This is a genomic window from Pseudomonas sp. GW821-FHT04C07 (assembly GCF_059420325.1).
Genome location: NZ_JBWKTM010000007.1, coordinates 120,573 through 144,069 on the forward strand (window position 1 = coordinate 120,573; position 23,497 = coordinate 144,069).

Consider the following 23,497-nt stretch of genomic DNA (forward strand, 5'->3'; position numbering starts at 1 on the left):
AACGATGCGCACAGGCTGGCTTACCCACTGCCTGGGTTAGTTTGGATTGATCGCTGAGGAGTTTTTTTCGTGACCGAGAATAAGCCTACTAAATACCGTGACGTCGAAATCCGCGCTGCTCGCGGCAACAAGTTGACCGCCAAGAGCTGGTTGACCGAAGCGCCGCTGCGGATGCTGATGAACAACCTCGACCCGGAAGTGGCCGAGAACCCCAAGGAGCTGGTGGTTTACGGTGGTATCGGTCGTGCGGCACGTAACTGGGAGTGCTACGACAAGATCGTCGAAAGCCTGACCAATCTGAATGACGACGAAACCCTGCTGGTGCAATCCGGCAAGCCGGTCGGCGTATTCAAGACCCACAGCAACGCCCCGCGCGTACTGATCGCCAACTCCAACCTGGTGCCACACTGGGCGAGCTGGGAACACTTCAACGAACTGGACGCCAAAGGCCTGGCCATGTACGGCCAGATGACTGCCGGCAGCTGGATCTACATCGGCAGCCAGGGCATCGTTCAGGGCACCTACGAAACCTTCGTCGAAGCCGGTCGCCAACACTACAACGACAACCTCACCGGTCGTTGGGTCCTGACTGCCGGTCTGGGCGGCATGGGCGGCGCTCAACCGCTGGCCGCGACCCTGGCCGGCGCGTGCTCGCTGAACATCGAATGCCAACAAGTGAGCATCGATTTCCGCTTGAACAGCCGCTATGTCGACGAGCAAGCCACCGACCTCGACGACGCGCTGGCCCGCATCGCCAAATACACCAGGGAAGGCAAGGCGATTTCCATCGCCCTGCTGGGTAACGCGGCTGAAATTCTGCCGGAACTGGTCAAGCGCGGCGTGCGCCCGGACATGGTCACCGACCAGACCAGCGCCCACGATCCGCTCAACGGCTACCTGCCAGCCGGCTGGACCTGGGACGAATACCGCGCTCGCGCCAAGACCGAGCCGGCTGCCGTGGTCAAAGCCGCCAAGCAATCCATGGCCGTGCACGTCAAAGCGATGCTCGACTTCCAGAAAATGGGCATTCCGACCTTCGACTACGGCAACAACATCCGTCAGATGGCGCAAGAAGAAGGCGTCGAGAACGCCTTCGACTTCCCGGGCTTCGTACCGGCCTATATCCGTCCGCTGTTCTGCCGCGGTATCGGTCCATTCCGTTGGGCGGCACTGTCGGGCAACGCTGAAGACATCTACAAGACCGACGCCAAGGTCAAAGAGCTGATCCCGGACGACGCCCACCTGCACAACTGGCTGGACATGGCGCGCGAGCGCATCAGCTTCCAGGGTCTGCCGGCACGTATCTGCTGGGTGGGTCTGGGCCTGCGCGCCAAGCTCGGTCTGGCGTTCAACGAGATGGTTCGCAGCGGCGAGCTGTCGGCACCGATCGTGATCGGCCGCGACCACCTGGACTCCGGTTCGGTGGCCAGCCCGAACCGCGAAACCGAATCGATGCAGGATGGCTCCGACGCCGTGTCCGACTGGCCACTGCTCAACGCCTTGCTCAACACCGCAAGCGGCGCGACCTGGGTGTCCCTGCACCACGGCGGCGGCGTCGGCATGGGCTTCTCCCAGCACTCGGGCATGGTGATTGTCTGCGACGGTACTGACGAAGCGGCCGAGCGTATCGCTCGCGTGCTGCACAACGACCCGGCCACCGGCGTCATGCGTCACGCCGATGCCGGTTACCAGATCGCGATCGACTGCGCCAACGAGCAGGGCCTGAACCTGCCGATGATCACCGGTTGATCTGTCGGTCAGGGGCACATGGAGATGGGGAAGCTGTCCAGGCTGAAACCATTATGGGTGCGAATTAACCGGCGTAACTGACGGTGGCTTTTATGGTTTTGTCTTGTGTGCACAAAAATAGTTGTGCGCACAGACATTGGAGATTCGGCCTGAGCCGGATCAGTTCGCAACACTCCATTGATTAGGCAGGAAGTATCAAGATGTCGAAGAAATCAAGCTGGTTGGGTTCTGTAGCGCTCAGTGCAATGGTTCTGGCCTGTGCTCCGGCACTGCAGGCCAAAGAGTGGACCTCGGTGAATATTGCAACAGAGGGCGCCTATGAGCCCTGGAACCTGACGCTGCCGGGTGGAAAAATCGGCGGCTTCGAACCGGAGCTGATGGATGTCATCTGTCCGCGCATGAAGCTCAAGTGCAACATCGTCGTACAAAACTGGGACGGCATGATCGCCAGCCTCAACGCCGGTAAATTCGACGTGCTGATGGACGCCATTGTCATCAACGACGAACGCCAGAAGGTCATGGCCTTCTCGACGCCTTACGCCCAGACACCGGCCAGTTTCGTCGCGCTCAAAGCCGATCTGTTGCCGGGCAAAACCGGCGCCGACGCCGCCGTCACGCTGGGTACCGATGCCAAGGAAGTACGTGCCGGCGTTGAAGAGCTGCGCAAGGCGCTCAAGGGCAAGACCATTGGCATCGCCTCTGGCACCATTTACACGTCATTCATTGATCAGAACTTCAAGGATGTGGCGACCATTCGTGAGTACGGCAGCTCGGCCGAAGCCATTCTCGATCTGCTGGCCGGCCGTATCGACGTAGCGTTCGATGACGTGACCTTCTTCAATTCGGTCATGGACAAGCCTGAGAACAAACCGCTGGTCTTTACCGGTCCGGTCATCAAAGGCCCGATCTGGGGTGCAGGCGAAGCGCTGGGCTTCCGTCAGAAAGACCCGGAACTCAAAGCCCAGTTCGACGCAGCCCTCAAGGAAGCCATGGCTGACGGCACGATCAAGAAACTGAGCGAGAAGTGGTTCAAGGCAGACCTCACCCCTCAGCATTGATTCTGAATGGCCCGACACCGTGAAGGTTGCCGGGCTGCTTAAACCTTCTCATAAGTAGGACCCTCTATGAACCTCTTGCAGCTACTCAGTTTCGGTGACTCAGGCTGGGGAATGGCGCTGCTCAAGGCAGCGGGCATGACCGTGATATTGACCCTGGCAGCCCTGCTGGTGGGTGCGGTATTTGGCAGCCTGGTCGCTGCTGCCAAGCTATCCCGTCGACGCAGCTTGCGCTGGCTGGGGGATCTGTATTCGATACTGTTCAGGGGGATCCCTGAGTTGCTGGTGATCTACCTGTTCTACTTCGGCGGTGCCAGTGTGGTTACGGCAGTTGGCCACTGGTTCGGTGGTGAAGGCTATATCGACGTACCGCCTTTTCTGGTCGGCGCGTTGGCGGTCGGGCTGATTTCCGGCTCCTATCAGGCTGAAGTCTACCGTGGCGCTTTTCTCGCGGTATCGCGCGGCGAACTGGAAGCAGGACTGGCCATCGGTATGACCCGCGCGATGCGCTTCAAACGTATTCTGGTCCCCCAGGTGCTGCGATTTGCGCTGCCCGGGCTGGGAAATGTCTGGCAAATGAGTCTGAAAGACTCCGCGCTGATTTCAGTCATCGGCTTGGTGGAATTGATGCGTGCCAGCCAGGTCGCGGCCGGTTCCACTCGTCAATATTTCACGTTCTACATCATCGGGGGCATCGTGTACCTCATTCTCACTGGCCTGTCTGGTCGGCTTTTCCACATGGCTGAGGCTCGCGTGCGTCGCACGCGGCAACGCAGCCCAGTCTAGTTCGAGTCGGGAGCGCCACTTATGATCGATTTTCCGTTTCTCGCTGACACCATGCTCAAGCTTTTGGCAGCGCTGCCCACAACGCTGACGCTATTTTTCAGCTCATTGGTGATCGGCCTTACCCTGTCCGTAGGCATTGTCAGCCTGCGGGTCAGCCGCTGGTGGTTTTTCAGCTATCCGGCGCGGTTCTACATCATGTTGTTTCGCGGTACACCGCTGCTGATTCAAATGTTCCTGATTTACTACGGGCTGGGCCAGTTCCCGGCCATTCGCGACAGCTTCGCCTGGGTACTGCTCAAGTCGCCCTATGGCTGCGCGGTGGTTTCACTGGCCTTGTGTACCGCCGGTTACACCGCCGAAATCATTCGCGGCGGGCTGCTTAGCGTGCCACAGGGGCAGATCGAGGCGGGCAAGGCCGTGGGCATGTCGCCCTGGGAACTGCTACGCCGGATCATTGCGCCGGTTACCCTGCGCCAGGCCCTGCCGGCCTACTCCACCGAAGCCATTTTGCTGGTCAAGTCCACGGCGCTGGCCAGCCTGGTGACTGTCTGGGACGTCACTGGCGTCGCGCAACAGATCATCCAGCGCACCTATCGCACGATGGAAGTGTTCATTTGCGCGGCCTTGATCTACCTGGTGCTGAATTTCCTGGTCGTCCGTGCTGTCGCCTGGCTCGAGCATCGCCTCTCGCCGCACTTGCGTGAGCGGCCAGTTGACACCATCAAAAAAGCCAGCCCTCCGCTGACTACCCATTCCTGATTTGATACGGAGCATGCCATGAGCACTCAGCCCGCTTCAGCCTTGTCGGTAACCAATATCCAGAAGTCCTTCGGCAGCGCACATGTCCTCAAGGGCATTTCCCTGGAAGCCCACAAGGGCGACGTAATCTCGATCCTCGGTGCCAGTGGATCCGGTAAAAGTACCTTCCTGCGTTGCATCAACCTTCTGGAAACGCCCGATCAAGGCATCATCAGCGTCAATGGTGAAGTGATCGAAATGAAGCAGCATGCCGACGGCCGCCAGACCCCGAGCAACAGCCGCCAGGTCGAGCGCATGCGCAGTTGCCTGGGTATGGTGTTCCAAAGCTTCAACCTCTGGTCGCACATGACGGTGCTGCAAAACATCATTGAGGGCCCGATGCGGGTGCTCAAACGCTCCCGTGCCGAATGTATCGAGGAAGCTGAGGCCCTGTTGCACAAGGTCGGCCTGTACGATCGCCGCGACTATTACCCCGCGCACCTGTCCGGCGGACAGCAGCAGCGGGTAGCGATAGCGCGCGCGCTGGCGATGAATCCACAAGTCATGTTGTTCGACGAACCGACCTCGGCACTTGACCCTGAACTCGTTGGAGAGGTGTTGCGGGTGATGCGCTCTCTGGCCGAGGAAGGCCGCACCATGCTTGTAGTCACGCACGAGATGGGCTTTGCCCGGCACGTGTCAAACCGGGTGGTGTTCATGCACGGCGGCCTGATCGATGCCCAGGGCACGCCAGCAGAACTATTCGAAGGTTTGCCCACCGAACGCTTTCGGCAATTCGTCTCAAGCCATCATGAGAGAAGTACCGAATAAGCATCACCCAGGGTGCGCGCCTTGGCGCGCACCCTGCCAGTCCGCTTCAGACTGGGTGAGAAGCGCACGCCCCACTCGCCCATGCGCCGGCCTTCGTCGAGTTGTTGTTGCTGCCAGGCGTGCAGCGCAGCATCCAGGTCGGTTTTGCCATCCAGGGTCTGGGCCCGCAGCCGAACTTGCCCGAGCGGTAGGCCTTGCGTTCCATCCCTTGCATCGGCATGTCAGGGTTCAACTGATAAGGTACATAAGTGATGCGGCGAGTGGCTGACAGGCCAGTAACGGCCAGGGCGCGATCCAGATTTTCACCACCAATCCAGCACCAGGGGCAGATGAAATCATAAGTCACTTGAATGTCCGCGAGGGATGCTTGGCGTTTCATGGTGGTCTCCGTTGAATGTGTCCAGACCTTCACGTTAGGCCTGCACGCTCAGTCGGAGAATCCACCGGCGGCGCAACGTTGCGTTGCGCCGCGAGCAAAGGTGTGGCCGTTACTCAGAGTTAAACAGCGCCGGCGTCGCGAGACTAACCCGTCAGCCTTTGAGCAGGTGCCGAATACGTACAGGCTTTCCAGCGATTTGAAAGCGCCGAGCGGCTGATTCGATTTTCAACTCTGCGCGAGTGACTCTACTGTGATGGCGTAGATGATCGTGCCAGGACTCGTCAAAAAACAGCTCTATCCACAGTTGCGGATTTTCGGTGTCCTGCATCAATTGCCAGGAAAAAGAACCATTGCGCTGCCGCATTCTGCGCACCTCTTCCATGGCCTCTTTGAAGGCATCGGCATCCGCCGTGTCAATCTCATACTCGACCGTGATCATGACTGGCCCACGCTCACCATCAACGTCGACATTAATCAACGGTTGAGGCCAATGCAGCGAAGGGGCCAGGTCTTCGGCGCTCAGCGCGGGCAGTTTGACCCACCAGCCCACCGCGACTCCCGCCACCATGATGACGGCGGCAAAACTCAGCGATATCGAGATCGAAAGCCAGCTGGCGATCAGCCCCCACATCACACCGCCCATGGCCATGCTGCCAAAGAAAGTCAGAATGTAGACCGCCAACGCCCTGGCCCTTACCCACGCAGGTACCGATGTTTGCGCAGACACCTGGAGGCTGGACAATACCGAGATCCAGGCAGCACCACTGATGAGCATCACCGGGATAAGCAGATAGAAATCCCGAACCCATGCCAAAGCCAGCAAGACTGCCGCATAGATAAGGCTGGCCGATGCCACCAGCTGATTGACCGCAATATGACGACGAATTACGGGCAGAAACATTGCGCCCGCGACCGCCCCGATCCCGACGCAACCGAGCAAGATCCCGAATTGCTCAGCGCTGCCCTTCAACTCACCTCGCACAATCAGTGGAAGCAACGACATGCCGGCGCTAGCGCCCAGAAAAAAAGCCAGGGCACGCACCATGACTCGCTGTAGTTCGCGTGAACTACGGGCATAGCGCCAACCCACACGGATAGCGCCAAACAGCCGTTCTGCCGGCAATACGGACGGTTGTGGCGTACGACGCCACAAGGCGAGCACCGCGATAACGCCAAAGAAAGACAGGGCGTTGACGGCAAATGTCGCCCATGGCCCTACCAGGCTGATGATGATGCCAGCGATGGCCGGTCCGAGTGCGCGGGCAACGTTGACCCCCACGCTGCTAAGCGATATCGCGGCGGGAAGATCACTGGCTGGAACCAACTCAGGTGTCAACGCTGACCATGCTGGCATGGTCAGCGCTGTTCCAATTCCCATGGCCAGCGTAAACAGGAGTAAAAGCGTAGCGCTCATCAGGTTCGCAAAGGTGATCAAGGCGAGCGCAAGCGCAATGACGGCCATCCCTGCCTGGACAGCCAACAGGTAACGTCGTTTGTCGATGATGTCGGCCAGCGCGCCAGCGGGCAGCGCTAGAAGGAACATGGGAGCGGCACCCGCCACCTGTACCAGAGACACCATAAAAGGACTGGCCGACAAAGAAGTCATCAGCCAGCCAGCACCGACTTCATGCATCCACGTCCCTATGCTGGACGCAATGCTGGCGAGCCACAGACTGCGAAACAATCCATGACGAAGCGGTTGCCAAGCCGAAGTTGTCGGTGTCTGCTCATTAGTCATTGTGCTCACTGTTCTCTCCCTACAGTTTGCTCAGAAGTGGCCAGCGATGCGACAGACTCGTACCCAATGCCAATTTTCCAGATCCTGCGACAAGAATCGTCGAGAAGATGATCAGCAGCAGCCAGGCGAACTGGCCCTCGGCCAGGCTCCACTCGGGATGAACCCAGACAACCGATACAACCAGTAAAAATAGAACAGGCAGTGTCGCAAGGCGCGTCAGAAGTCCCAACGCGATGAATATCGGACAAAATACTTCCGAGAAAATTGCCAGAGACAAGGTCAACCGAGCCCCCATGCCAAACGGGTCTTCGATCAACGTCAGTTCGTGCTCGAAATTGAAAAGCTTGGGCAATCCGTGCACCAGCAACAGCATCAGTACACCGGTGATGCGTAGCCAAAACAGCGCCGCATCCGGTGCAGTCGTCGTACTCATATCAGATGTGGACATGTTCCATTGCTCCCCACCGCTCGCCTGAGTACGCCTCTTCCCCTATCAAGGAAGAGGCGCAATACAGATCAGTGACCTTCCGATGCGTTAAACATGGTTTTGGCATAAATCAAACCAAGACCATAAGCGCCGCCGTGAGCGATAGAGGTTTTCACCGTCTCGTTATAGGTGTCGCTGCGAGCCCAGTCACGTTGCAGTTCCAGGAGGTACTGGAGTGAGGTCATCGGACGCGCACCGGCTTGAATCATGCGCTCGATAGCGCGCTCATGAGCCTCATCCGAAACGTCACCGCACGCATCGCAAATGATGTAGACCTCGAAGCCTTGTTCAAGCGCCGAGATCGCAGGGCCGACAATGCAGACCGAAGTCCAGAGACCGGCAAGAACGATTCGGTCGCGACCGATCTTGTTCACAGCGACGGCTATGCGCTCGTCTTCCCAGGTATTCATGCTGGTCCGGTCAATCAGTTCCTGACCGGCGAAGACCGAGGTAATTTCTTCAAACATCGGGCCCGAAAAACTTTTTTCGGCGACGGTGGTAAGAATGGAAGGAACGCCAAACTCCTTCGCTGCCTTGGAGATCAGTGCAGCGTTATTGCGGAGTGAAACAGCGTCGATGGATTTGGTCGCAAATGACATCTGCGACTGAAAGTCGATCAGGATCAGAGCGTGGTTGCTCGGATTAATCAGACCTTTACCTGGTGCTGCTTTTGCGGTTGCCATAACACTTCTCCGGATATGTTTGAGAGGCGCTATTTTCGGCTTCGTTGGAGCAGAGCGATTGTATGGATGTGCGAATCTGGAAAAGTTTGTGCTGAGAACATTCTTTCGCCAAGCATCTGGAGGCTGCTGTATTTACAGCCCGTCCTCGGTCCGATCCAGCCGTTCACGCAAGAATTCGATCAGCGCCTGCACCGGTCGCGAGCCCTGGCGATGCTGCGGATAGACCGCCGATAACGTCAACGGCTCGGGGCGGAAGCTGTCCAGCACCGGCACCAGCCGCCCGTCCTTCAAGGCCGAGCCGACAATGAAGGTCGGCAAATAAGTAATGCCCATGCCGGCGATGGCCGCATCCTTGAGCAACTCACCGTTGTTGACCCGCATCCTTCCGGTGACGTTCACGGTCAATGGTTTGCCCTGTCCTTCGAACCGCCATTGCACCTGGCGACCGTGGCCGTAAGGCAGGCAGTCATGGCTGTGCAAGTCTTCGGGGTGAATCGGCGTACCGCGCTCGGCCAGGTAGGCCGGGCTGGCGCAGTACACCCGCTGGATGGCGGCGAGGCGTCGGGCGATCAGCGTCGAGTCTTCCAGCACGCCGATGCGCAATGCCAGGTCGTAGCCTTCACTGAGCAAATCCACCGGACGATCACTCAAGTCCACTTCCACCGTGACGTCGCGATAGCGCTGCAAAAACACCGGCAGCAGGCACCCCAAGTGCGCCACCGCGAACGACAGCGGCGCGCTCAAGCGAATGGTGCCGCGTGGCTCGGCGGTCTGCCCGGCGATGCCCTGCTCCACGTGTTCGACTTCGCTGAGCAGACGCAGGGCCGACTCGTAATAACTCTGCCCCAGGGGCGTGACATCCAGCCGCCGGGTCGAGCGGTTGAGCAGGCGCACGCCGAGGCGCTCCTCCAATTGCATCAGCCGGCGGCTGACGAACTGCTTGGACAGGCCCAACTGATCGGCCGCCGCCGTGAAGCTGCCGGAGTCCATGACCTGGCAAAAAATACGCATGTCTTCGAACGGGTTCATTGTCACTCTCTGGTTGACAGTTAAACGCTTTATAGCCGCTTTTTCACTTTCAGGCACCTCATTAATCTGTGCTCACGGTGTTGCTGAGGCCTGAACCCCAGCGCCACAGCAGCCCGATCCCAAGGCATAAAAACTCAAACGATTGAAAAAGGAATTGACCATGAGCCTCAAGAAAACCCTCACCGCTTCCCTCCTCACCCTGTCCATCGGCAACGCTTTCGCCGCCGGCAGCCCCGGTGTCGAACACAACACCCAGGCCTTCCTCGATGCCCTCGCCGCCGGCGGTGGCAAACCGCTGGAACAACTGAGCCCGAAAGACGCCCGCGCGGTGCTGACCGGTGCCCAGGCCTCGGTGAAAGTCGATCTGTCCGGTGTTGAAGTCAGCGACAAGGCGATCAAGGTCGACGGCCAGACGATCAACCTGAAAGTGCTGCGCCCGGCCAAGGTCAAGGGCGAGTTGCCGGTGTTCATGTTCTTCCACGGTGGCGGTTGGGTGCTGGGCGACTTCCCGACCCACCAACGCTTGATTCGCGATCTGGTGGTGGGCTCCGGGGCAGTTGCCGTGTACGTCGATTACACCCCGTCGCCGGAAGCGCACTACCCGACCGCGATCAACCAGGCCTACGCCGCCACCAAATGGGTGGCCGAGCACGGCAAGGACATCGGTGTCGATAGCAAGCGTCTGGCGGTGGCCGGCAACAGTGTCGGCGGCAACATGGCGGCGGTGGTGGCGTTGATGGCCAAGGAACAGAACACCCCGGCCCTGCGCTTCCAGTTGCTGATGTGGCCGGTGACCAACGCCGGGTTCGATAACGGCTCGTACCAGCAGTTTGCTGAAGGCCACTTCCTGACCAAAGGCATGATGCAGTGGTTCTGGGACAACTACACCACCAACCCGGCCGAGCGCGCGCAGATCCATGCCTCGCCATTGAATGCCAGCGCCGAACAGCTCAAGGGCCTGCCTGCCGCGCTGGTGCAGACCGCCGAATTCGACGTGCTGCGTGACGAAGGCGAAGGCTACGCCCGCCACCTCGATGCAGCCGGCGTACCGGTGACCTCGGTGCGCTACAACGGGATGATTCATGACTTTGGCCTGCTCAATCCGCTGAGTCAGATACCTGAAGTGAAGGCAGCAGTGCGACAAGCGGCGGCTGAGCTCAAGACCCATCTGAACTAAGTCAGGGCCCTTCCCCCACAGCGATGTGGGGCGAAGGGCTTTTTTTCCACCATCCGGTGCGAGCCATTCACTCTTTTCCGGCGGAGCTATTCCATGACTTTCATGTTTGCCCACCTGCTGTCCTGGAGCGCCCTGCTTCTGGTGCTCGACGCTCTGCTCTGGCACCTCGCCCCGTTCAAGCACCGCGCCCCGCGGGTCGGCGTGCGTCTGGTGTTGTTTCTGGCGTTCAGTGCGCTGGTCATCAACGCCGGCGTCAGCCCGTTGCAGGCGCCGTTGTTCGCCGATGACCATGTTGCACAACTGGGCGCCACGGCACTGGGGATTCTCTGGTGGCTGTACGCCGCGCGGGTGCTGACCGAAGTGATCGGTCTGGCCCTGATGCGCCGCATCGGTCACAGCGGTCGGTTGTTGCAGGACGTGATCGGTGCGCTGGTGTTCCTGGCCGCTATAGTCGCTGCCGCCGGGTATGTGCTGGAGCTGCCGGTCAAAGGCCTGCTCGCGACCTCCGGGGTGGTTGCCATCGTGGTCGGTCTGGCGTTGCAGAGTACGTTGAGCGACGTCTTCTCCGGCATCGTGCTCAACACCACCAAGCCCTATCAGGTGGACGATTTCGTGATGATCGACGGCGTCGAAGGCAAGGTGCTCGATATCGACTGGCGCGCCACCCATCTGCTGACCAGCGCTGGCACCCTGGCCGTGGTGCCAAACTCGGTGGCGGCCAAGGCCAAGATCGTCAACCTCAGCCGCCCGACCAACCTGCACGGCGTGTCGATCAGCATCATGGTGCCGAACCACATCCGTCCGCGCCGGGTGCTCGATGCCCTCGAGCGTACTCTGCAAGGCAGCAGCAGTCTGTTGCTCGATCCGGCGCCGAAAGCGCTGCTCAAAGAGGCCGGTGAAGAAATGTCCGAATACGTGGCCAGCGGTTTCATCGCCGAACTGGGCAAGAAAGGCGACGTGCGCAATCAACTGTTCGACCTCGCCCATCGGCACCTTGAAGCGGCGGGCATCTCGCGGCATCCGGACGGCGTCATCGAACCCTCGAGCCGCGCCCGCGCGTTGCTCGATGAAGTGAAGATTTTTCGCTCGCTTAGCCATGAGGAACGTGACCGCCTCGCTGAATCGATGGTGCCGCAGCAGTACAGCGCCGGCCAGGTGGTGCTGGATCTGGACGAAGTGCCGGACAGCCTGTTTGTGATTGCCACCGGTGTCGTCAGCGCCAGCGTGTCCGACGGCAATGGCCTGGCCGAGGCAGGCCGCATGGGGCCGAGCGAAGTCATGGGCGAACAGAGCATCCTTGCCGATACACCGTCCCAGGCGACGTTCACCGCGCTGACATCCTCCATCATCTACCGTCTCGACAAGAACCTGACTCGCCAGTGCATGGAGCAGCGCAGCGAAGTGGGCCAGGCGTTGAACAAATTGCAGGCAGTACGGCAACAGAACAGTCGGCTGGCGTTGATGGCCAAGCCTGTGCCGATCAGGAAAGGTGGGTTTCTGGGGTGGTTGCAAAAACGTTGAACACAAAAATGCCCGCACATCGGCGGGCATTTTTTTCAGCGGATCACTTGGCAGTGAACTTGGTATAGCTATTGATCAAATTGCGATAGTTCGGCAGGCGCTGAGACAGCAGGTTCGCCAGACCTTCCATGTCATTACGCCAGTCAACTTGCAGCTCGCAAGCCACCGCGAACCAGTTCAACAGATGCGCACCGGCGGCCGACATCCGCGCCCACGCTGCTTGTTGCACAGTGGTGTTGAAGGTGCCGGAAGCATCGGTAACCACGAACACTTCAAAACCTTCAGCAATCGCCGACAGGGTCGGGAACGCCACGCACACGTCAGTCACCACACCGGCGATGATCAGTTGCTTGCGACCGGTAGCCTTGATGGCTTTGACGAAGTCTTCGTTGTCCCAGGCGTTGATCTGGCCAGGGCGGGCAATGAACGGCGCGTCAGGGAATTGCTCTTTGAGTTCCGGCACGATCGGGCCGTTCGGGCCGCTGTCGAAACTGGTGGTAAGGATGGTCGGCAGGTTGAAGAACTTGGCGATGTCGCCCAGCGCCAGGACGTTGTTCTTGAACTCGTTCGGGCTGAAATCCTGCACCAGCGAGATCAGACCGGTCTGGTGGTCGACCAACAGCACTACGGCATCGTCTTTGTTCAAACGCGAGTAAGGAACGTTGCTCATGCGAAACTCCTCGATGGATGGTTGTTGCGGGGGAGCGCCGGTCACGAAGACCGGCGCTTTGTTTCTGAATCAGAAGGCGAAGCAGGAACAGCCGAACGCGCCCCAGAAACCGGCGAAATCGCTGACCGGCGCATTCGAATAGCGCGCCTTTTCATGGCTGTGCGTATGCACCGCGCACGGGCCGCTGCAATGGTGGACCTGAGCCTGCATCGGCGAATTCGGGCGCCAGTGGCCGGGGACTTTCATCACCGGCGACCAGTCCGGCAGCACCGGCACGCTGGCCGGCCCGAGTTTTTCGAAGTCGCCGGCGGCGTACACAACCTTGCCGCCGACCACCGTCAGTACCGACTCGATCCACTTGATCGCTTCTTCCTCGATGCTGAAGAAGTCCGCGCTCAACGCTGCCACGTCCGCCAGTTGCCCGACCTTGATCTGGCCCTTCTTGCCCTGTTCGGACGAGAACCAGGCGCTACCGTGGGTGAACAGTTCCAGCGCAGTGGTGCGCGGCAAGCCTTCCTCGTACAACGCCAGACCACCGACGGTGCGGCCGCTGACCATCCAGTACAGCGAGGTCCACGGGTTATAGCTGGAAACGCGTGTGGCGTCGGTGCCCGCACCAACCGGCACGCCCTCGGCGAGCATGCGTTTGATCGGCGGGGTGTGCTCGGCGGCTTTGCTGCCGTAACGGTCGACGAAGTATTCCCCCTGGAACGCCATGCGATCCTGAATCGCGATGCCGCCACCCAGCGCCTTCACGCGCTCGATGTTCTGTGGAGTGATGGTTTCGGCGTGGTCGAAGAACCACGGCAAACCGTTGAACGGAATGTCGCGATTGACCTTCTCGAACACATCGAGCATGCGGCTGATGGATTCGTTGTAAGTGGCGTGCAGACGGAACGGCCAGCGTTGCTCGACCAAGTGGCGAACCACCGGCTCCAGTTCCTGTTCCATGGTCTGCGGCAAGTCCGGACGCGGTTCGAGGAAGTCCTCGAAATCCGCCGCCGAAAACACCAGCATTTCACCGGCACCGTTGTGGCGCAGGTAATCATCGCCCTGATGCAGGGTGACGCTGCTGGTCCAGTTCTTGAAGTCGGTCAGCTCTTCCTTGGGCTTCTGGGTGAACAGGTTATAAGCGATGCGAATCGTCAGTTGCTGGTCCTTGGCCAACTGCTCGATCACTGCGTAATCGTCCGGGTAATTCTGGAAACCACCACCCGCATCGATGGCGCTGGTCAGGCCCAGACGATTGAGTTCACGCATGAACTGACGGGTCGAGTTGACCTGATATTCCAGCGGCAACTTCGGCCCTTTGGCCAAGGTCGAGTAAAGAATCATCGCGTTCGGACGGGCCACCAACATGCCGGTCGGATCGCCGTTGGCGTCGCGCACAATCTCGCCACCCGGAGGGTTCGGCGTGTTGCGCGTGTAACCGACAACCTTGAGCGCTGCGCGGTTGAGCAAGGCGCGGTCGTACAAGTGCAAAACGAACACCGGCGTATCCGGCGCAGCCTGGTTGAGTTCTTCAATCGTCGGCATGCGCTTTTCGGCGAACTGGAATTCGTTCCAGCCACCGACCACCCGCACCCATTGCGGCGTCGGCGTGCGATCGGCCTGGTCCTTGAGCATGCGCAGGGCATCGGCCAGGGACGGCACGCCTTCCCAGCGCAGTTCGAGGTTGTAGTTCAAACCACCCCGGATCAGGTGCAAGTGCGAGTCGTTGAGCCCAGGGATGACGCAGCGGCCCTTGAGGTCAATGACCTGAGTGCCCGAACCGCGCAGGGCCATGGCCTCGGCATCGGTACCCACCGTGACGAAGCGGCCATTGGTGATCGCGACCGCACTGGCGAGGGGTTTTTCACGGTCAACGGTATGAAACTGGCCATTGAATAGAATCAGATCGGCGTTCATTGGTTTTCCTCAGGCAGAGTGGAATGAGGTTGTCCGGCTTTCAGCCACGGCGCGAACAGACGCGTCGCCCTGGGCATGAACAGGTACACCACCGAAACCACAATGGTCACGGTGATCAGAAAAGTGGCAACCACGTAATTGGACAGAAAGGCGTTGAGCTTGAGCAGCGGGCCCCAGATCAGCGGCACCAGCAAGGTATGCGGCAGGATCACCAGCAGCGTCACCACGGCCTGCTTCCAGCGCGGCGGTGGCGAACCGGCATCGGCCTGTGGCGCGAACCAGAATTCCTTGACCGGGTTGACCTCGGTCTGGTCCCCATCCGCCAGCATCGGCTCGGCTTCGTTGACCAGCTCCAGCCGTTGCGGCGAATCGAGCCAGCGCTGCATCGCCTCGGTAGAGCAAAACCGCAGCACGCAGGTAAACATGTCCAGGCCGGCGCTCTTGCCGCGAATCACATCCACCCCCAAATGCCCCTCGCTCTGCCCGGCAATACCGACAATCCGCCGCAGCCAGGCTTCATAGGGCACTTCAAAACCGGCCTTGACCCGGTGTTTGACGACCAGGGTCACGACTTCTTCGAAGCCGCGCACCGGGTGGGTGGTTGCAGGGTCGAATCGATTGGATTCAGGCATAACGAAAGGCTCCGGCGAAACGGAAATTGTGCGCAAGCACAAGTGAAAACCAGCGGCGTCGATGCGCCAGGACTTGATTCGATAATGCCGGTGTGAGGGAGGGGAAAATTGAACGTATGTGCTCTCTTTGCGAGCGGACTTGAGCCCGACACTTTCCTGTGGCGAGCGGGGTTGCTCGCGCCGGCCGGTCCGCGCTCGGGCGCGGCTGTCGTAGAACCGGCTGATGTGTTCTACCTGATGAATCCCGGTGGTTGGTTTTGGGGCCGCTACGCGACCCAGCGGGAGCAAGCTCCCTCGCCACAAAAGCGGTTTCTGGCAGGAGTTTTTCCCGCTATGAAGCTGGAATATTCAGCGGCTCGGACATGAACTGAGTAATCCGCGACCGCAACCATCGCTCCGCCGGATCATTGTCGTGCACCCCGCTCCAGGCCATCGACAACTGTGCCTCATCGATGGGAAACGGCGGATCTTCGGCCCTCAAGGCACAGCCTTCGACCAGCGCGCAGGCGGCGTAGTCGGGAACGGTAGCGATCATTTCAGTCCCGGCGAGCAACGCCCGCAACCCACTGAACTGCGGCACCCCCAACACCACCCGTCGGGTGCGACCCACCTTGGCCAGATCAAGATCAATGTTGCCGCTCAAATCCCCCGAAAACGACACCATCGCATGGGGCCGCTCACAGTACTCATCCAGCGTCAGTGCTCCAGGCCGGTTGTCTGCGCGCAGCACTTTGCACGGGATATCCCGCAGTTTCTTGCGTTTGGCATTGGCCGGCAGTTCGGTGGTGTAACTGACCCCGACTGAAATTTCCCCGGACGCCAGCAACGCCGGCATCAGCAAATAATTGGCCCGGCGCACCACCACAATGATTCCCGGCGCCTCCTCCCGCAGATGGCTCAACAGCGACGGAAACAAGCCAAACTCGGCGTCGTCCGACAGACCAATGCGAAACACATCACAACTGGTAGCCGGATCAAACTCCCTGGCCCGGCTGACCGCCCCGCAGATGGTGTCCATCGCCGGTTGCAGCTCCTTGAGAATCGCCAGCGCCCGTGCCGTCGGCTCCATGCCGCGACCGTTGCGCAGCAACAGCGGATCGTCGAACAGATCACGCAACCGCCCCAACGCGGCGCTCACGGCTGGCTGCCCCATAAAGAGTTTTTCGGCGACCCGGGTCAGATTCTTTTCGAACATCAGAGCCTCGAAAATCACCAACAGGTTCATATCGACGCGGCGCAGATCGCTACGGTTCATAGGTACGGTTCCATGGTGTTTTTCCAGCCTGGCAAAGTCTTTTGGACTTTACTCAATCATAGGTTTGCGCGCGCTGTTAACCGGAGGAATTAACAACGTTTAACTCGCAAGCCAAAGCCCTGCGACCAACAATCAAGCCTTCTACGCATACCTGTTATTCCAAAAGGGATGGTGCTGACCCACCGTGCAGTGCGCCAGCGCATTCCCACCGACCCGGACATTTGCCATGGCCCACGTTCAGCACAACGCCGCCCACGCATCAGCCACGCAAACGCGAAAATCCACCACTGGCGGCCTCAGCCCCTGGCGGGAAAGCCTGGTCAAGCAGTTGATCCTCGAGCGCCTCAGCGAAACCCTGGAAGTCACCGAACTGGCCCGGGCCTGCGCGATGTCGCGCAGTCATTTCTCCCGTACCTTCAAGTGCAGCACGGGCCTGTCACCCCAGGACTGGATTCGTTGCCAACGCATCGCCCGGGCCAAGCAACTGATCCAGAACACCGACATGACCCTGACGCAAATCAGCCTGGAATGCGGCTTCTGCGACCAGGCGCACTTCTGCCACATTTTCACCCGCTGCGAAGGCATCACGCCTTTCGCCTGGCGCTGTCAGGCGATGCGTGCTCTACCCTCTCTCAACAGCAAAAGATCGCAGGCTGCGCCAGCTCCTACACAGATATGTGTACACCCGTAGGAGCTGCCGCAGCCTGCGATCTTTTGATTTTGATCAGGCCTTGAGGAACGCCAGCAGGTCGGCGTTGAGCTGATCCTTGTGAGTATCAGTCAGCCCATGGGGCGCGCCGGGGTAGACGAGCAGTTTCGAGCCCTTGACCAGTTTGGCCGAGGCGATGCCGGAGGCTTCGATCGGTACGATCTGGTCAGCATCGCCATGCACCACCAGAGTCGGCACGTCGAACTTGAGCAGGTCTTCGGTGAAGTCGGTTTCGGAGAACGCCTTGATGCAGTCATAGGCGCTCTTGTGTCCGGCGGTCATGCCCTGCATCCAGAACCAGTCGATCATGCCCTGAGAAGGCTTGGCGTCAGGCTTGTTGAAACCAAAGAACGGCCCGCTGGCGACGTCTTTGTACAGCTGCGAACGGTCCGCCAGGGACGCCTGACGCAGACCGTCGAACACTTCCATCGGCAGGCCGCCTGGATTGGCTTCGGTCTTGAGCATCAGCGGTGGCACCGAGGAAATCAGCCCGGCCTTGGCGACCCGTCCGGTGCCGTGTCGACCGATGTAGCGCGCCACTTCGCCGCCGCCGGTGGAGAAACCGAAAAGCACCGCGTTTTGCAGATCCAGCAGCTCGATCAACTGCGCGAGGTCGTCGGCGTAGGTGTCCATTTCATTGCCGAACCAGGGCTGGCTGGAGCGGCCGTGACCACGGCGGTCATGGGCGATGACCCGGTAGCCCTTGGACGCCAGGAAAATCATCTGAGATTCCCAGCTGTCGGCATTCAACGGCCAACCGTGGCTGAAAACGATGGGCTGACCGGTGCCCCAGTCCTTGTAGTAAATCTCTGTACCGTCGCGGGTGGTGAATGTACTCATGGCGATTGCTCCTTAACTAAGGGGTCGGGGTGTTTGGGTGAATCAAACCGATAGATGGCCCATTCGTTCGGCCAGGCGCGCTACCCGCTCGCCCAAGTGCGCGGCGGTGCAGCGATCTTCGAGAGGTGGCGCATGGTCCGGGGACTGTTCGACATTCGACTGGGCCATGGCCCCCAGGGAACTGCCCAGGCGATTCAATTGCCCATCGAACACGCCAGCGCTGGAGCGCGCCGGCAGCAGGTCGAGACCGACCCAGATCATTGAGTGCTGAGCGGCGAACACCGCCATCTGCAGTAAGGTGTTGAGCTTGTCGCCGCACAGGCAGCCGGAGTTGGTGAACCCAGCGGCCAATTTGTCGCGCCAGGGCTGGGCCAGGTAGAACGACGCAGTAGCCTCCATGAAGCCTTTGAACGGCGCCGAGGCGCTGCCCATGTAAGTCGGGGCGCCGAAGATGATCGCGTCGGCGCGGTGCAAGCAGTCCCAGTGTTCGTCCACTTCCTCGACCGGAATCAGTCGGCAGGTACTGCCCAGGTGCCGCTCCACGCCTTGGGCCACGGCTTCGGCCATGACCCGGGTGTGCCCGTAGCCACTGTGATAGACCACCACCACGTTGCTCATTCCGGCATCCTCCAGAAGTGTTTATCCTTTTTGCTGCACGAAGCACAACGACCGGTGCCTTCGGTTGATGGACTTGAAGTATTGGATTTTTGGGCGTAAATCGGACGCAGGACGAGTTAAACGTTGTTAATTTTCAACGGTGCACCAAAGACCCGACTCACCCCTTTGCCACCGCCGCACCCAGTAAATACGGAGCTGCGAACGGTACCGGCAACGCTGCAGCCGATGCGCACACCGGATAGTCGCTCGGCCACCGCGTTGCGCTGACGAAAAAATCTGAGGAACATGCTCGGATACCGCGTGATAGACGGATGCAAGCAGGAGTGACCCGTTGACCCTTTCCCCCGAACAGGCTGTGCATTTCGGCCCTTACCGGATCTACCCCGGACAACGTCTGGTGCTGGAGGCCGACCAGCCCCTGCGCCTGGGTCGGCGCGCCATGGACATTCTGTTGATCCTGCTGGAGCACGCCGGGGATGTGGTCAGCAAGCAGCAACTGATCGCGCGGGTGTGGCCCAAAAGCGTGGTGGAAGACATCAACCTGCGAGTGCACATGGCGGCGCTGCGCAAAGCCCTCGGCGACGGTCAGGCCGGCCAGCGCTACATCGTCACCGTGGCCCAACGTGGTTACAGCTTTGTCGCGCCATACTCGGTGGAACACTTCGACCAACGTCCCGTGAGCGGCGGGCACGAGCAAAGCGGCCATAACCTGCCCATTCGTCGGACTCGCATGATTGGTCGCCAAGCCTTGGTCGACAGTCTTGTGATGCACTTGCCACACCAACGCTTCATCACCCTCGTCGGCCCAGGCGGTATCGGCAAGACCACGGTGGCACTGCGCGTCGCCGAACAACTGATCGGTCGCTACCGGGACGGTATTCGCCTGCTGGACCTGGCCCCGGTCAGCGATCCGTTGATGATCGTCCCCCACCTGGCGACGCTGCTGGACCTGTCGTTGCATGACGCTGAACCGATGACCGGTCTCGCGACCTTCCTGCGCGAGCGGCAGATGCTGCTGGTGATCGACAACTGCGAGCATCTGATCGACGCCATTGCGTTGCTCAGCGAAAGCATCCTGCGTGGCGCGCCCGATGTGAACATTCTGGCCACCAGTCGCGAGAGCCTGCGGGTCGAAGGCGAATTCGTTCAGCGCCTGGAGTCTCTGGACTGCCCACCGCCCATCACCGCACTGGACCGCATCCAGGCCTTGAGCTTTTCGGCTGTGCAATTGTTCGTCGAACGGGCGATGGCCAGTCATGACAGTTTCGAACTGACCGATAACGAGCTACCTCTGGTGATCGAGATTTGCCGCCGCCTGGACGGCATTCCTTTAGCGATCGAACTGGCCGCAGCGCAAGTGGGCAACCTTGGCCTGAGCGGATTGCTGACGCAATTGCAAGGCAGTTTTCGTCTGCTCACACAGGGCTGTCAGACAACGCTGGGACGGCATCAGACCCTGCGCGCAACACTCGACTGGAGCTTCGAGCTGCTGAGTACCTGCGAACAAATCTGCCTGCGCCGACTGGGTGTGTTCAGGGGTGGTTTCACGCTGGAATCGGCGGCCGCGGTGATTGTCGGCGAACACATCGAGCCCAGCGAGGTGTTTGGCTCGATCACGCAACTGGTGGCCAAGTCACTGCTGAACGTTGAGGTCGGCGACGAGCAGGTGTTCTACCGCCTGCTCGACACCACCCGCAGCTATGCCCTGGAAAAACTCGACCAGGCCAATGATTTGCCAGACACCCTGGAGCGCCACGCCGAGTGCTGCCGGGCCTTGATGCATCAGGCCCAGAACGACTGGGAGCACATCCAGACCGATGTATGGATCGAGCGTTACGCCCGCAGTCTGGAAGACATCCGCTCGGCCCTCGACTGGGGCTTGAACGCTCATGGGCCGCAGGCTGTGGCGATCCGACTGGCTTCGGTTTCGACGCCACTCTGGCAGGAACTGTCGCTGCTCAAGGAACACGGCGTGTACGTGCGCAAGGCCTTGGCGCTGCTCGAATTGACGCCCGAGCCCTGCCCTCGTCTGAAAATGGCCCTCAAGCTCGCCCTCGGCAGCTCCTGCTACCACACCCAGGGCGGCACCGCCGAAACCGTCGAAGCCTTTGTGACCGCCAGAACCCTGGCCGAACGCTGCAACGACGTGGCCGGTCAGCTCAGAGCCGTGTCCGGGCACATGGCGGTCAATCTCAGTTGCGGCAACTACCAAACGGCCCTGGAACAGAGCCTGCAATTCGATCGGCTGGGTTTGCAAGGCGACGCCGTTGTGTCCCTGAGTACTCACCGTTTGCGGGTGCTGGCGCTGCACTTTGTCGGGGATCAGCAACTGGCACGGGAGAATGCTGAACAGGTCATTCAGCGCATGGCCCAGAGCGGGCACCTCAATCGCTTCACCCACGGCTTTGGCGTCCAGTACGACCAGAGCGTCGCCGCCCTGACCATTCTGGCGCGGATCCTCTGGTTGCAGGGCCATCCCGAAAAGGCCTGGCGCACCGCCCGTCAGGCGCTGGACATTGCGATCCAGATCAACCACTGCACGTCCATCTGCTACACCCTGGCACTGTCCGGTTGCCTGATCGCCCACTACAACGGCGACACTCAAACTGCCCGCGAACTCTTGCGCCTGCTGTTCGAGCAAGCACAAAAACATTCAGTGCTGCTGTTCTACAACTGGGCCCGGAACTATGCGCAGGTGATCGATGGCGATGATGCACATTCGAACCCGCAACCCGGCGCCGGGCTGATCAAGGAAATCATGGTCACCCTGGATATTGGTTTCGTCGATGACGCCTTGCTGGCACGGGCCGAAAACGGTGCGGCGGGCTGGAGCACGGCGGAAATCCTTCGGGCCAGAGCGGATGCTCTACTTGCAGAAAACTGCCAGAGCGCAGCCGAGACCGTTCTGCTCAAGGCGCTGGCGGTGGCAAAAGCTCAGGGTGCTCTGGCCTGGGAACTGCGCACTGCCACGTCACTGGCCCAGCTTTGGCAGCGTCAAGGTCACTTCCAACAAGCCCATGACCTGCTGGCGCCGATCTACAACCGGTTCACCGAAGGCTTTGCCACGCCAGACCTAACCAAAGTACGTCATCTGCTCGACGAGCTGCAACGACACCGGCCCGCCTGAAACCCAGCGTGCCCGGCTGACGTAGCGGGTGTAACGCATTTCGAAGGCCCGCAAGTCACCACTGTGTTCGAGCTTCTCCAGCGCGTAAGTGCGGGTGGTGTTGAGAAAGCGGTAACGCGCCACGCCGCTGCCCTGCTCCACCGACAGCAGTGATTTCGCCGCCAGTCGCTCCACCACTTCCACTACGCTGGTGGGCCGCAGCACGGCACAACTGATCACGCTAATGGCCGCGTCCAGGGTGAAAGCCATTTTGAACACCGCCAAACGCTGCAACACGATTTGCTCCAGCAGGCTCAGCCGCTCATAGCTCCAGTCCAGCGCGGCCTTGAGCGTCTGATGCCGTGGCACGGCTGTGCGCCGACCTTGAGTCAGCAGCTGAAAACAGTTGTCCAGTTGTGCTTGCAGCCCCACCAGCGCCAGCGCATCGATCTGCGCCGCCGCCAGTTCGATGGCCAGGGGCAAACCGTCCAGGCGCCGACAGATTTCACGCACGGCCTTGAGGTCCTGTTCGCGCAGAGCAAACCCTTGTTGACGGGCGCGGGCACAGCTGACAAACAGCTGCACCGCCGAATAGCCCATAGCCTCGGTAACACAATACAGCGCTGACATCGGCGGCACCGCCAGGGCTGGCAAACGCTGGATCGTTTCTCCCGCCACCTGCAGCGGTTCGCGGCTGGTGGCCAGGATCGATAGCCGTGGCGCCGAAACCAATAGGCCCTCCACCACCGATCGGCAACGTTCGAGCAGGTGCTCGCAATTGTCGAACACCAGCAATGCATGCCGCTGCGCCAGGGCATCCAGGCCAACGTCCAGCTCAAGGGTGTGATTCAGATGATCGACGAGCCGCGCTGGGTCATCGATTGCCGCCAGATCAACGATCCAGACGCCATCGCGATAGTGTTGCAACAGCAGCTCGGCCACGCGCAAGGCCACCGTGGTCTTGCCGATACCAGCGGGGCCGACCAGGGTCATGAAACGGCGAACCGGTAACTGTCGGACCAGACTGCCAACGATCGAATCTCGGCCGGTCACCGGCGTGATCCGTGTCGGCAGGTTGTGCCGGGGCTGCTGAACGGTCTCGATCGAAACCTGCATCCCGTCCGACTCGCGCTGCACTGGGGCGATGAAGCTATAACCGCGCTGGGGAATATTAACGATGTAGCACCGCCCGTTCTGGCCGTCGCCGAGGGCCCGACGCAGTGCAGCGATGTGCACGCGCAGGTTGATCTCCTCGACCACCGAAGTCGGCCAGACGTGGGCAATCAGTTCTTCCTTGCTGAGCACGCTACCCGCGCGCTCGACCAGTACCTGGAGGATATCCAGTGCCCGTCCCCCCACGCGTAGAGGCCGATCACCTTCCAGGACCAACCGTTGACTCGGGTGGAACGTGTACGGGCCGAACCGCAGTACCGTATCGCTGTTTAAATCTCTGAGGCTGTTCATACATGTTCACGTGCTCAAAACCTGACCCGACTCAAGGCACGGAATCATCCGTTGCACATGTTCGCCCAGGCTCCCGCACCTCCGCTGCCAAGAGTTCACGAGTATCTTGGCAGGCATGAGTG

General features: G+C 60.2%; 21 protein-coding genes. 9 read left to right on the forward strand and 12 right to left on the reverse strand.

The features are described 5' to 3' along the window. The first annotated feature begins 69 nt into the window (after positions 1–69). From hutU to AC07UI_RS14850, 5 genes are all read left to right on the forward strand, one after another. On the forward strand, positions 70–1,749 hold the full coding sequence (gene hutU / locus AC07UI_RS14830; RefSeq protein WP_494993196.1) for a urocanate hydratase: 1,680 nt from the start codon (positions 70–72) through the stop codon (positions 1,747–1,749). Between the two features lie 293 nt (positions 1,750–2,042). After that, entirely contained in the window at positions 2,043–2,807 is a 765-nt protein-coding gene (locus AC07UI_RS14835; protein WP_494993365.1) for a transporter substrate-binding domain-containing protein, read from the forward strand. Between the two features lie 66 nt (positions 2,808–2,873). Further along, on the forward strand, positions 2,874–3,590 hold the full coding sequence (locus AC07UI_RS14840) for an ABC transporter permease (RefSeq protein ID WP_493063474.1): 717 nt from the start codon (positions 2,874–2,876) through the stop codon (positions 3,588–3,590). Positions 3,591–3,611: 21 nt separating this feature from the next. After that, positions 3,612–4,349, forward strand: coding sequence for an ABC transporter permease (locus AC07UI_RS14845; RefSeq protein ID WP_494993197.1), 738 nt, complete (start codon positions 3,612–3,614; stop codon positions 4,347–4,349). Between the two features lie 18 nt (positions 4,350–4,367). Next, positions 4,368–5,159, forward strand: coding sequence for an ABC transporter ATP-binding protein (locus AC07UI_RS14850; RefSeq protein WP_494993198.1), 792 nt, complete (start codon positions 4,368–4,370; stop codon positions 5,157–5,159). A 46-nt stretch (positions 5,160–5,205) separates the two neighbouring features. Here AC07UI_RS14850 and AC07UI_RS14855 read toward each other — a convergent pair whose 3' ends face one another. The 5 genes from AC07UI_RS14855 to AC07UI_RS14875 form a co-directional block, all read right to left on the reverse strand. Continuing rightward, positions 5,206–5,538: a DsbA family protein gene (locus AC07UI_RS14855; RefSeq protein WP_494993199.1), complete on the reverse strand. Its 333-nt coding sequence runs from the start codon at positions 5,536–5,538 to the stop codon at positions 5,206–5,208. Positions 5,539–5,689: 151 nt separating this feature from the next. After that, positions 5,690–7,276, reverse strand: a complete 1,587-nt coding sequence (locus AC07UI_RS14860) for an MFS transporter (RefSeq protein ID WP_494993366.1) — start codon at positions 7,274–7,276, stop codon at positions 5,690–5,692. Positions 7,277–7,295: 19 nt separating this feature from the next. After that, positions 7,296–7,724 carry a DoxX family protein gene (locus AC07UI_RS14865; RefSeq protein WP_494993200.1) on the reverse strand — a complete coding sequence of 143 codons (429 nt, stop codon included), beginning with the start codon at positions 7,722–7,724 and terminating at the stop codon, positions 7,296–7,298. Positions 7,725–7,792: 68 nt separating this feature from the next. After that, on the reverse strand, positions 7,793–8,446 hold the full coding sequence (locus AC07UI_RS14870) for a hydrolase (protein ID WP_019690853.1): 654 nt from the start codon (positions 8,444–8,446) through the stop codon (positions 7,793–7,795). Between the two features lie 132 nt (positions 8,447–8,578). After that, positions 8,579–9,475, reverse strand: a complete 897-nt coding sequence (locus tag AC07UI_RS14875; RefSeq protein WP_494993201.1) for a LysR family transcriptional regulator — start codon at positions 9,473–9,475, stop codon at positions 8,579–8,581. A 160-nt stretch (positions 9,476–9,635) separates the two neighbouring features. Here AC07UI_RS14875 and AC07UI_RS14880 point away from each other — a divergent pair, with 160 nt between their 5' ends. Next, positions 9,636–10,652 (forward strand): alpha/beta hydrolase, encoded by a 1,017-nt coding sequence (locus AC07UI_RS14880; RefSeq protein WP_494993202.1) that lies wholly within the window; start codon positions 9,636–9,638, stop codon positions 10,650–10,652. A gap of 93 nt (positions 10,653–10,745) precedes the next feature. Further along, positions 10,746–12,173, forward strand: coding sequence for a mechanosensitive ion channel domain-containing protein (locus AC07UI_RS14885; protein WP_494993203.1), 1,428 nt, complete (start codon positions 10,746–10,748; stop codon positions 12,171–12,173). Between the two features lie 43 nt (positions 12,174–12,216). Here the strand turns inward: AC07UI_RS14885 and ycaC are convergent, their stop codons facing one another. The 4 genes from ycaC to AC07UI_RS14905 form a co-directional block, all read right to left on the reverse strand. Next, positions 12,217–12,843 (reverse strand): isochorismate family cysteine hydrolase YcaC, encoded by a 627-nt coding sequence (gene ycaC / locus AC07UI_RS14890; protein ID WP_085612768.1) that lies wholly within the window; start codon positions 12,841–12,843, stop codon positions 12,217–12,219. A 69-nt stretch (positions 12,844–12,912) separates the two neighbouring features. After that, the gene (locus tag AC07UI_RS14895; RefSeq protein ID WP_494993204.1) at positions 12,913–14,751 is read right to left on the reverse strand and encodes an amidohydrolase; all 1,839 of its coding nucleotides are present in this window, start codon (positions 14,749–14,751) and stop codon (positions 12,913–12,915) included. Further along, entirely contained in the window at positions 14,748–15,383 is a 636-nt protein-coding gene (locus tag AC07UI_RS14900) for an antibiotic biosynthesis monooxygenase (RefSeq protein WP_494993205.1), read from the reverse strand. The genes AC07UI_RS14895 and AC07UI_RS14900 overlap by 4 nt, the downstream gene beginning before the upstream one ends. Before the next feature lie 331 nt (positions 15,384–15,714). Further along, positions 15,715–16,638 carry a LysR substrate-binding domain-containing protein gene (locus tag AC07UI_RS14905; protein ID WP_494993206.1) on the reverse strand — a complete coding sequence of 308 codons (924 nt, stop codon included), beginning with the start codon at positions 16,636–16,638 and terminating at the stop codon, positions 15,715–15,717. A 226-nt stretch (positions 16,639–16,864) separates the two neighbouring features. Between AC07UI_RS14905 and AC07UI_RS14910 the strand changes: the two genes are divergently transcribed. Further along, positions 16,865–17,329 carry a helix-turn-helix domain-containing protein gene (locus AC07UI_RS14910; protein ID WP_494993207.1) on the forward strand — a complete coding sequence of 155 codons (465 nt, stop codon included), beginning with the start codon at positions 16,865–16,867 and terminating at the stop codon, positions 17,327–17,329. A 33-nt stretch (positions 17,330–17,362) separates the two neighbouring features. Here the strand turns inward: AC07UI_RS14910 and AC07UI_RS14915 are convergent, their stop codons facing one another. Together AC07UI_RS14915 and AC07UI_RS14920 are read right to left on the reverse strand one after the other, a co-directional pair. After that, positions 17,363–18,187, reverse strand: coding sequence for an alpha/beta fold hydrolase (locus AC07UI_RS14915; protein ID WP_480415907.1), 825 nt, complete (start codon positions 18,185–18,187; stop codon positions 17,363–17,365). Positions 18,188–18,229: 42 nt separating this feature from the next. Next, positions 18,230–18,805, reverse strand: a complete 576-nt coding sequence (locus AC07UI_RS14920) for a flavodoxin family protein (protein WP_494993208.1) — start codon at positions 18,803–18,805, stop codon at positions 18,230–18,232. Between the two features lie 331 nt (positions 18,806–19,136). Between AC07UI_RS14920 and AC07UI_RS14925 the strand changes: the two genes are divergently transcribed. Then, positions 19,137–21,932: an ATP-binding protein gene (locus tag AC07UI_RS14925; RefSeq protein ID WP_494993209.1), complete on the forward strand. Its 2,796-nt coding sequence runs from the start codon at positions 19,137–19,139 to the stop codon at positions 21,930–21,932. On the opposite strand, the gene AC07UI_RS14930 is transcribed toward AC07UI_RS14925, so the two are convergent. Continuing rightward, positions 21,879–23,375 (reverse strand): ATP-binding protein, encoded by a 1,497-nt coding sequence (locus tag AC07UI_RS14930; protein ID WP_494993210.1) that lies wholly within the window; start codon positions 23,373–23,375, stop codon positions 21,879–21,881. The two genes, AC07UI_RS14925 and AC07UI_RS14930, sit on opposite strands and share 54 nt — an antisense overlap. Positions 23,376–23,497: the final 122 nt, after the last annotated feature.

Coding starts and splice junctions, on each gene's coding strand:
- AC07UI_RS14840 (WP_493063474.1), top strand. CDS start 2,874: ATGAACCTCTTGCAGCTACTCAGTTTCGGTGACTCAGGCTGGGGAATG.
- AC07UI_RS14845 (WP_494993197.1), top strand. CDS start 3,612: ATGATCGATTTTCCGTTTCTCGCTGACACCATGCTCAAGCTTTTGGCA.
- AC07UI_RS14850 (WP_494993198.1), top strand. CDS start 4,368: ATGAGCACTCAGCCCGCTTCAGCCTTGTCGGTAACCAATATCCAGAAG.
- AC07UI_RS14855 (WP_494993199.1), bottom strand. CDS start 5,538: ATGAAACGCCAAGCATCCCTCGCGGACATTCAAGTGACTTATGATTTC.
- AC07UI_RS14860 (WP_494993366.1), bottom strand. CDS start 7,276: ATGACTAATGAGCAGACACCGACAACTTCGGCTTGGCAACCGCTTCGT.
- AC07UI_RS14865 (WP_494993200.1), bottom strand. CDS start 7,724: ATGTCCACATCTGATATGAGTACGACGACTGCACCGGATGCGGCGCTG.
- AC07UI_RS14870 (WP_019690853.1), bottom strand. CDS start 8,446: ATGGCAACCGCAAAAGCAGCACCAGGTAAAGGTCTGATTAATCCGAGC.
- AC07UI_RS14875 (WP_494993201.1), bottom strand. CDS start 9,475: ATGAACCCGTTCGAAGACATGCGTATTTTTTGCCAGGTCATGGACTCC.
- AC07UI_RS14880 (WP_494993202.1), top strand. CDS start 9,636: ATGAGCCTCAAGAAAACCCTCACCGCTTCCCTCCTCACCCTGTCCATC.
- AC07UI_RS14885 (WP_494993203.1), top strand. CDS start 10,746: ATGACTTTCATGTTTGCCCACCTGCTGTCCTGGAGCGCCCTGCTTCTG.
- ycaC (WP_085612768.1), bottom strand. CDS start 12,843: ATGAGCAACGTTCCTTACTCGCGTTTGAACAAAGACGATGCCGTAGTG.
- AC07UI_RS14895 (WP_494993204.1), bottom strand. CDS start 14,751: ATGAACGCCGATCTGATTCTATTCAATGGCCAGTTTCATACCGTTGAC.
- AC07UI_RS14900 (WP_494993205.1), bottom strand. CDS start 15,383: ATGCCTGAATCCAATCGATTCGACCCTGCAACCACCCACCCGGTGCGC.
- AC07UI_RS14905 (WP_494993206.1), bottom strand. CDS start 16,638: ATGAACCGTAGCGATCTGCGCCGCGTCGATATGAACCTGTTGGTGATT.
- AC07UI_RS14910 (WP_494993207.1), top strand. CDS start 16,865: ATGGCCCACGTTCAGCACAACGCCGCCCACGCATCAGCCACGCAAACG.
- AC07UI_RS14915 (WP_480415907.1), bottom strand. CDS start 18,187: ATGAGTACATTCACCACCCGCGACGGTACAGAGATTTACTACAAGGAC.
- AC07UI_RS14920 (WP_494993208.1), bottom strand. CDS start 18,805: ATGAGCAACGTGGTGGTGGTCTATCACAGTGGCTACGGGCACACCCGG.
- AC07UI_RS14930 (WP_494993210.1), bottom strand. CDS start 23,375: ATGAACAGCCTCAGAGATTTAAACAGCGATACGGTACTGCGGTTCGGC.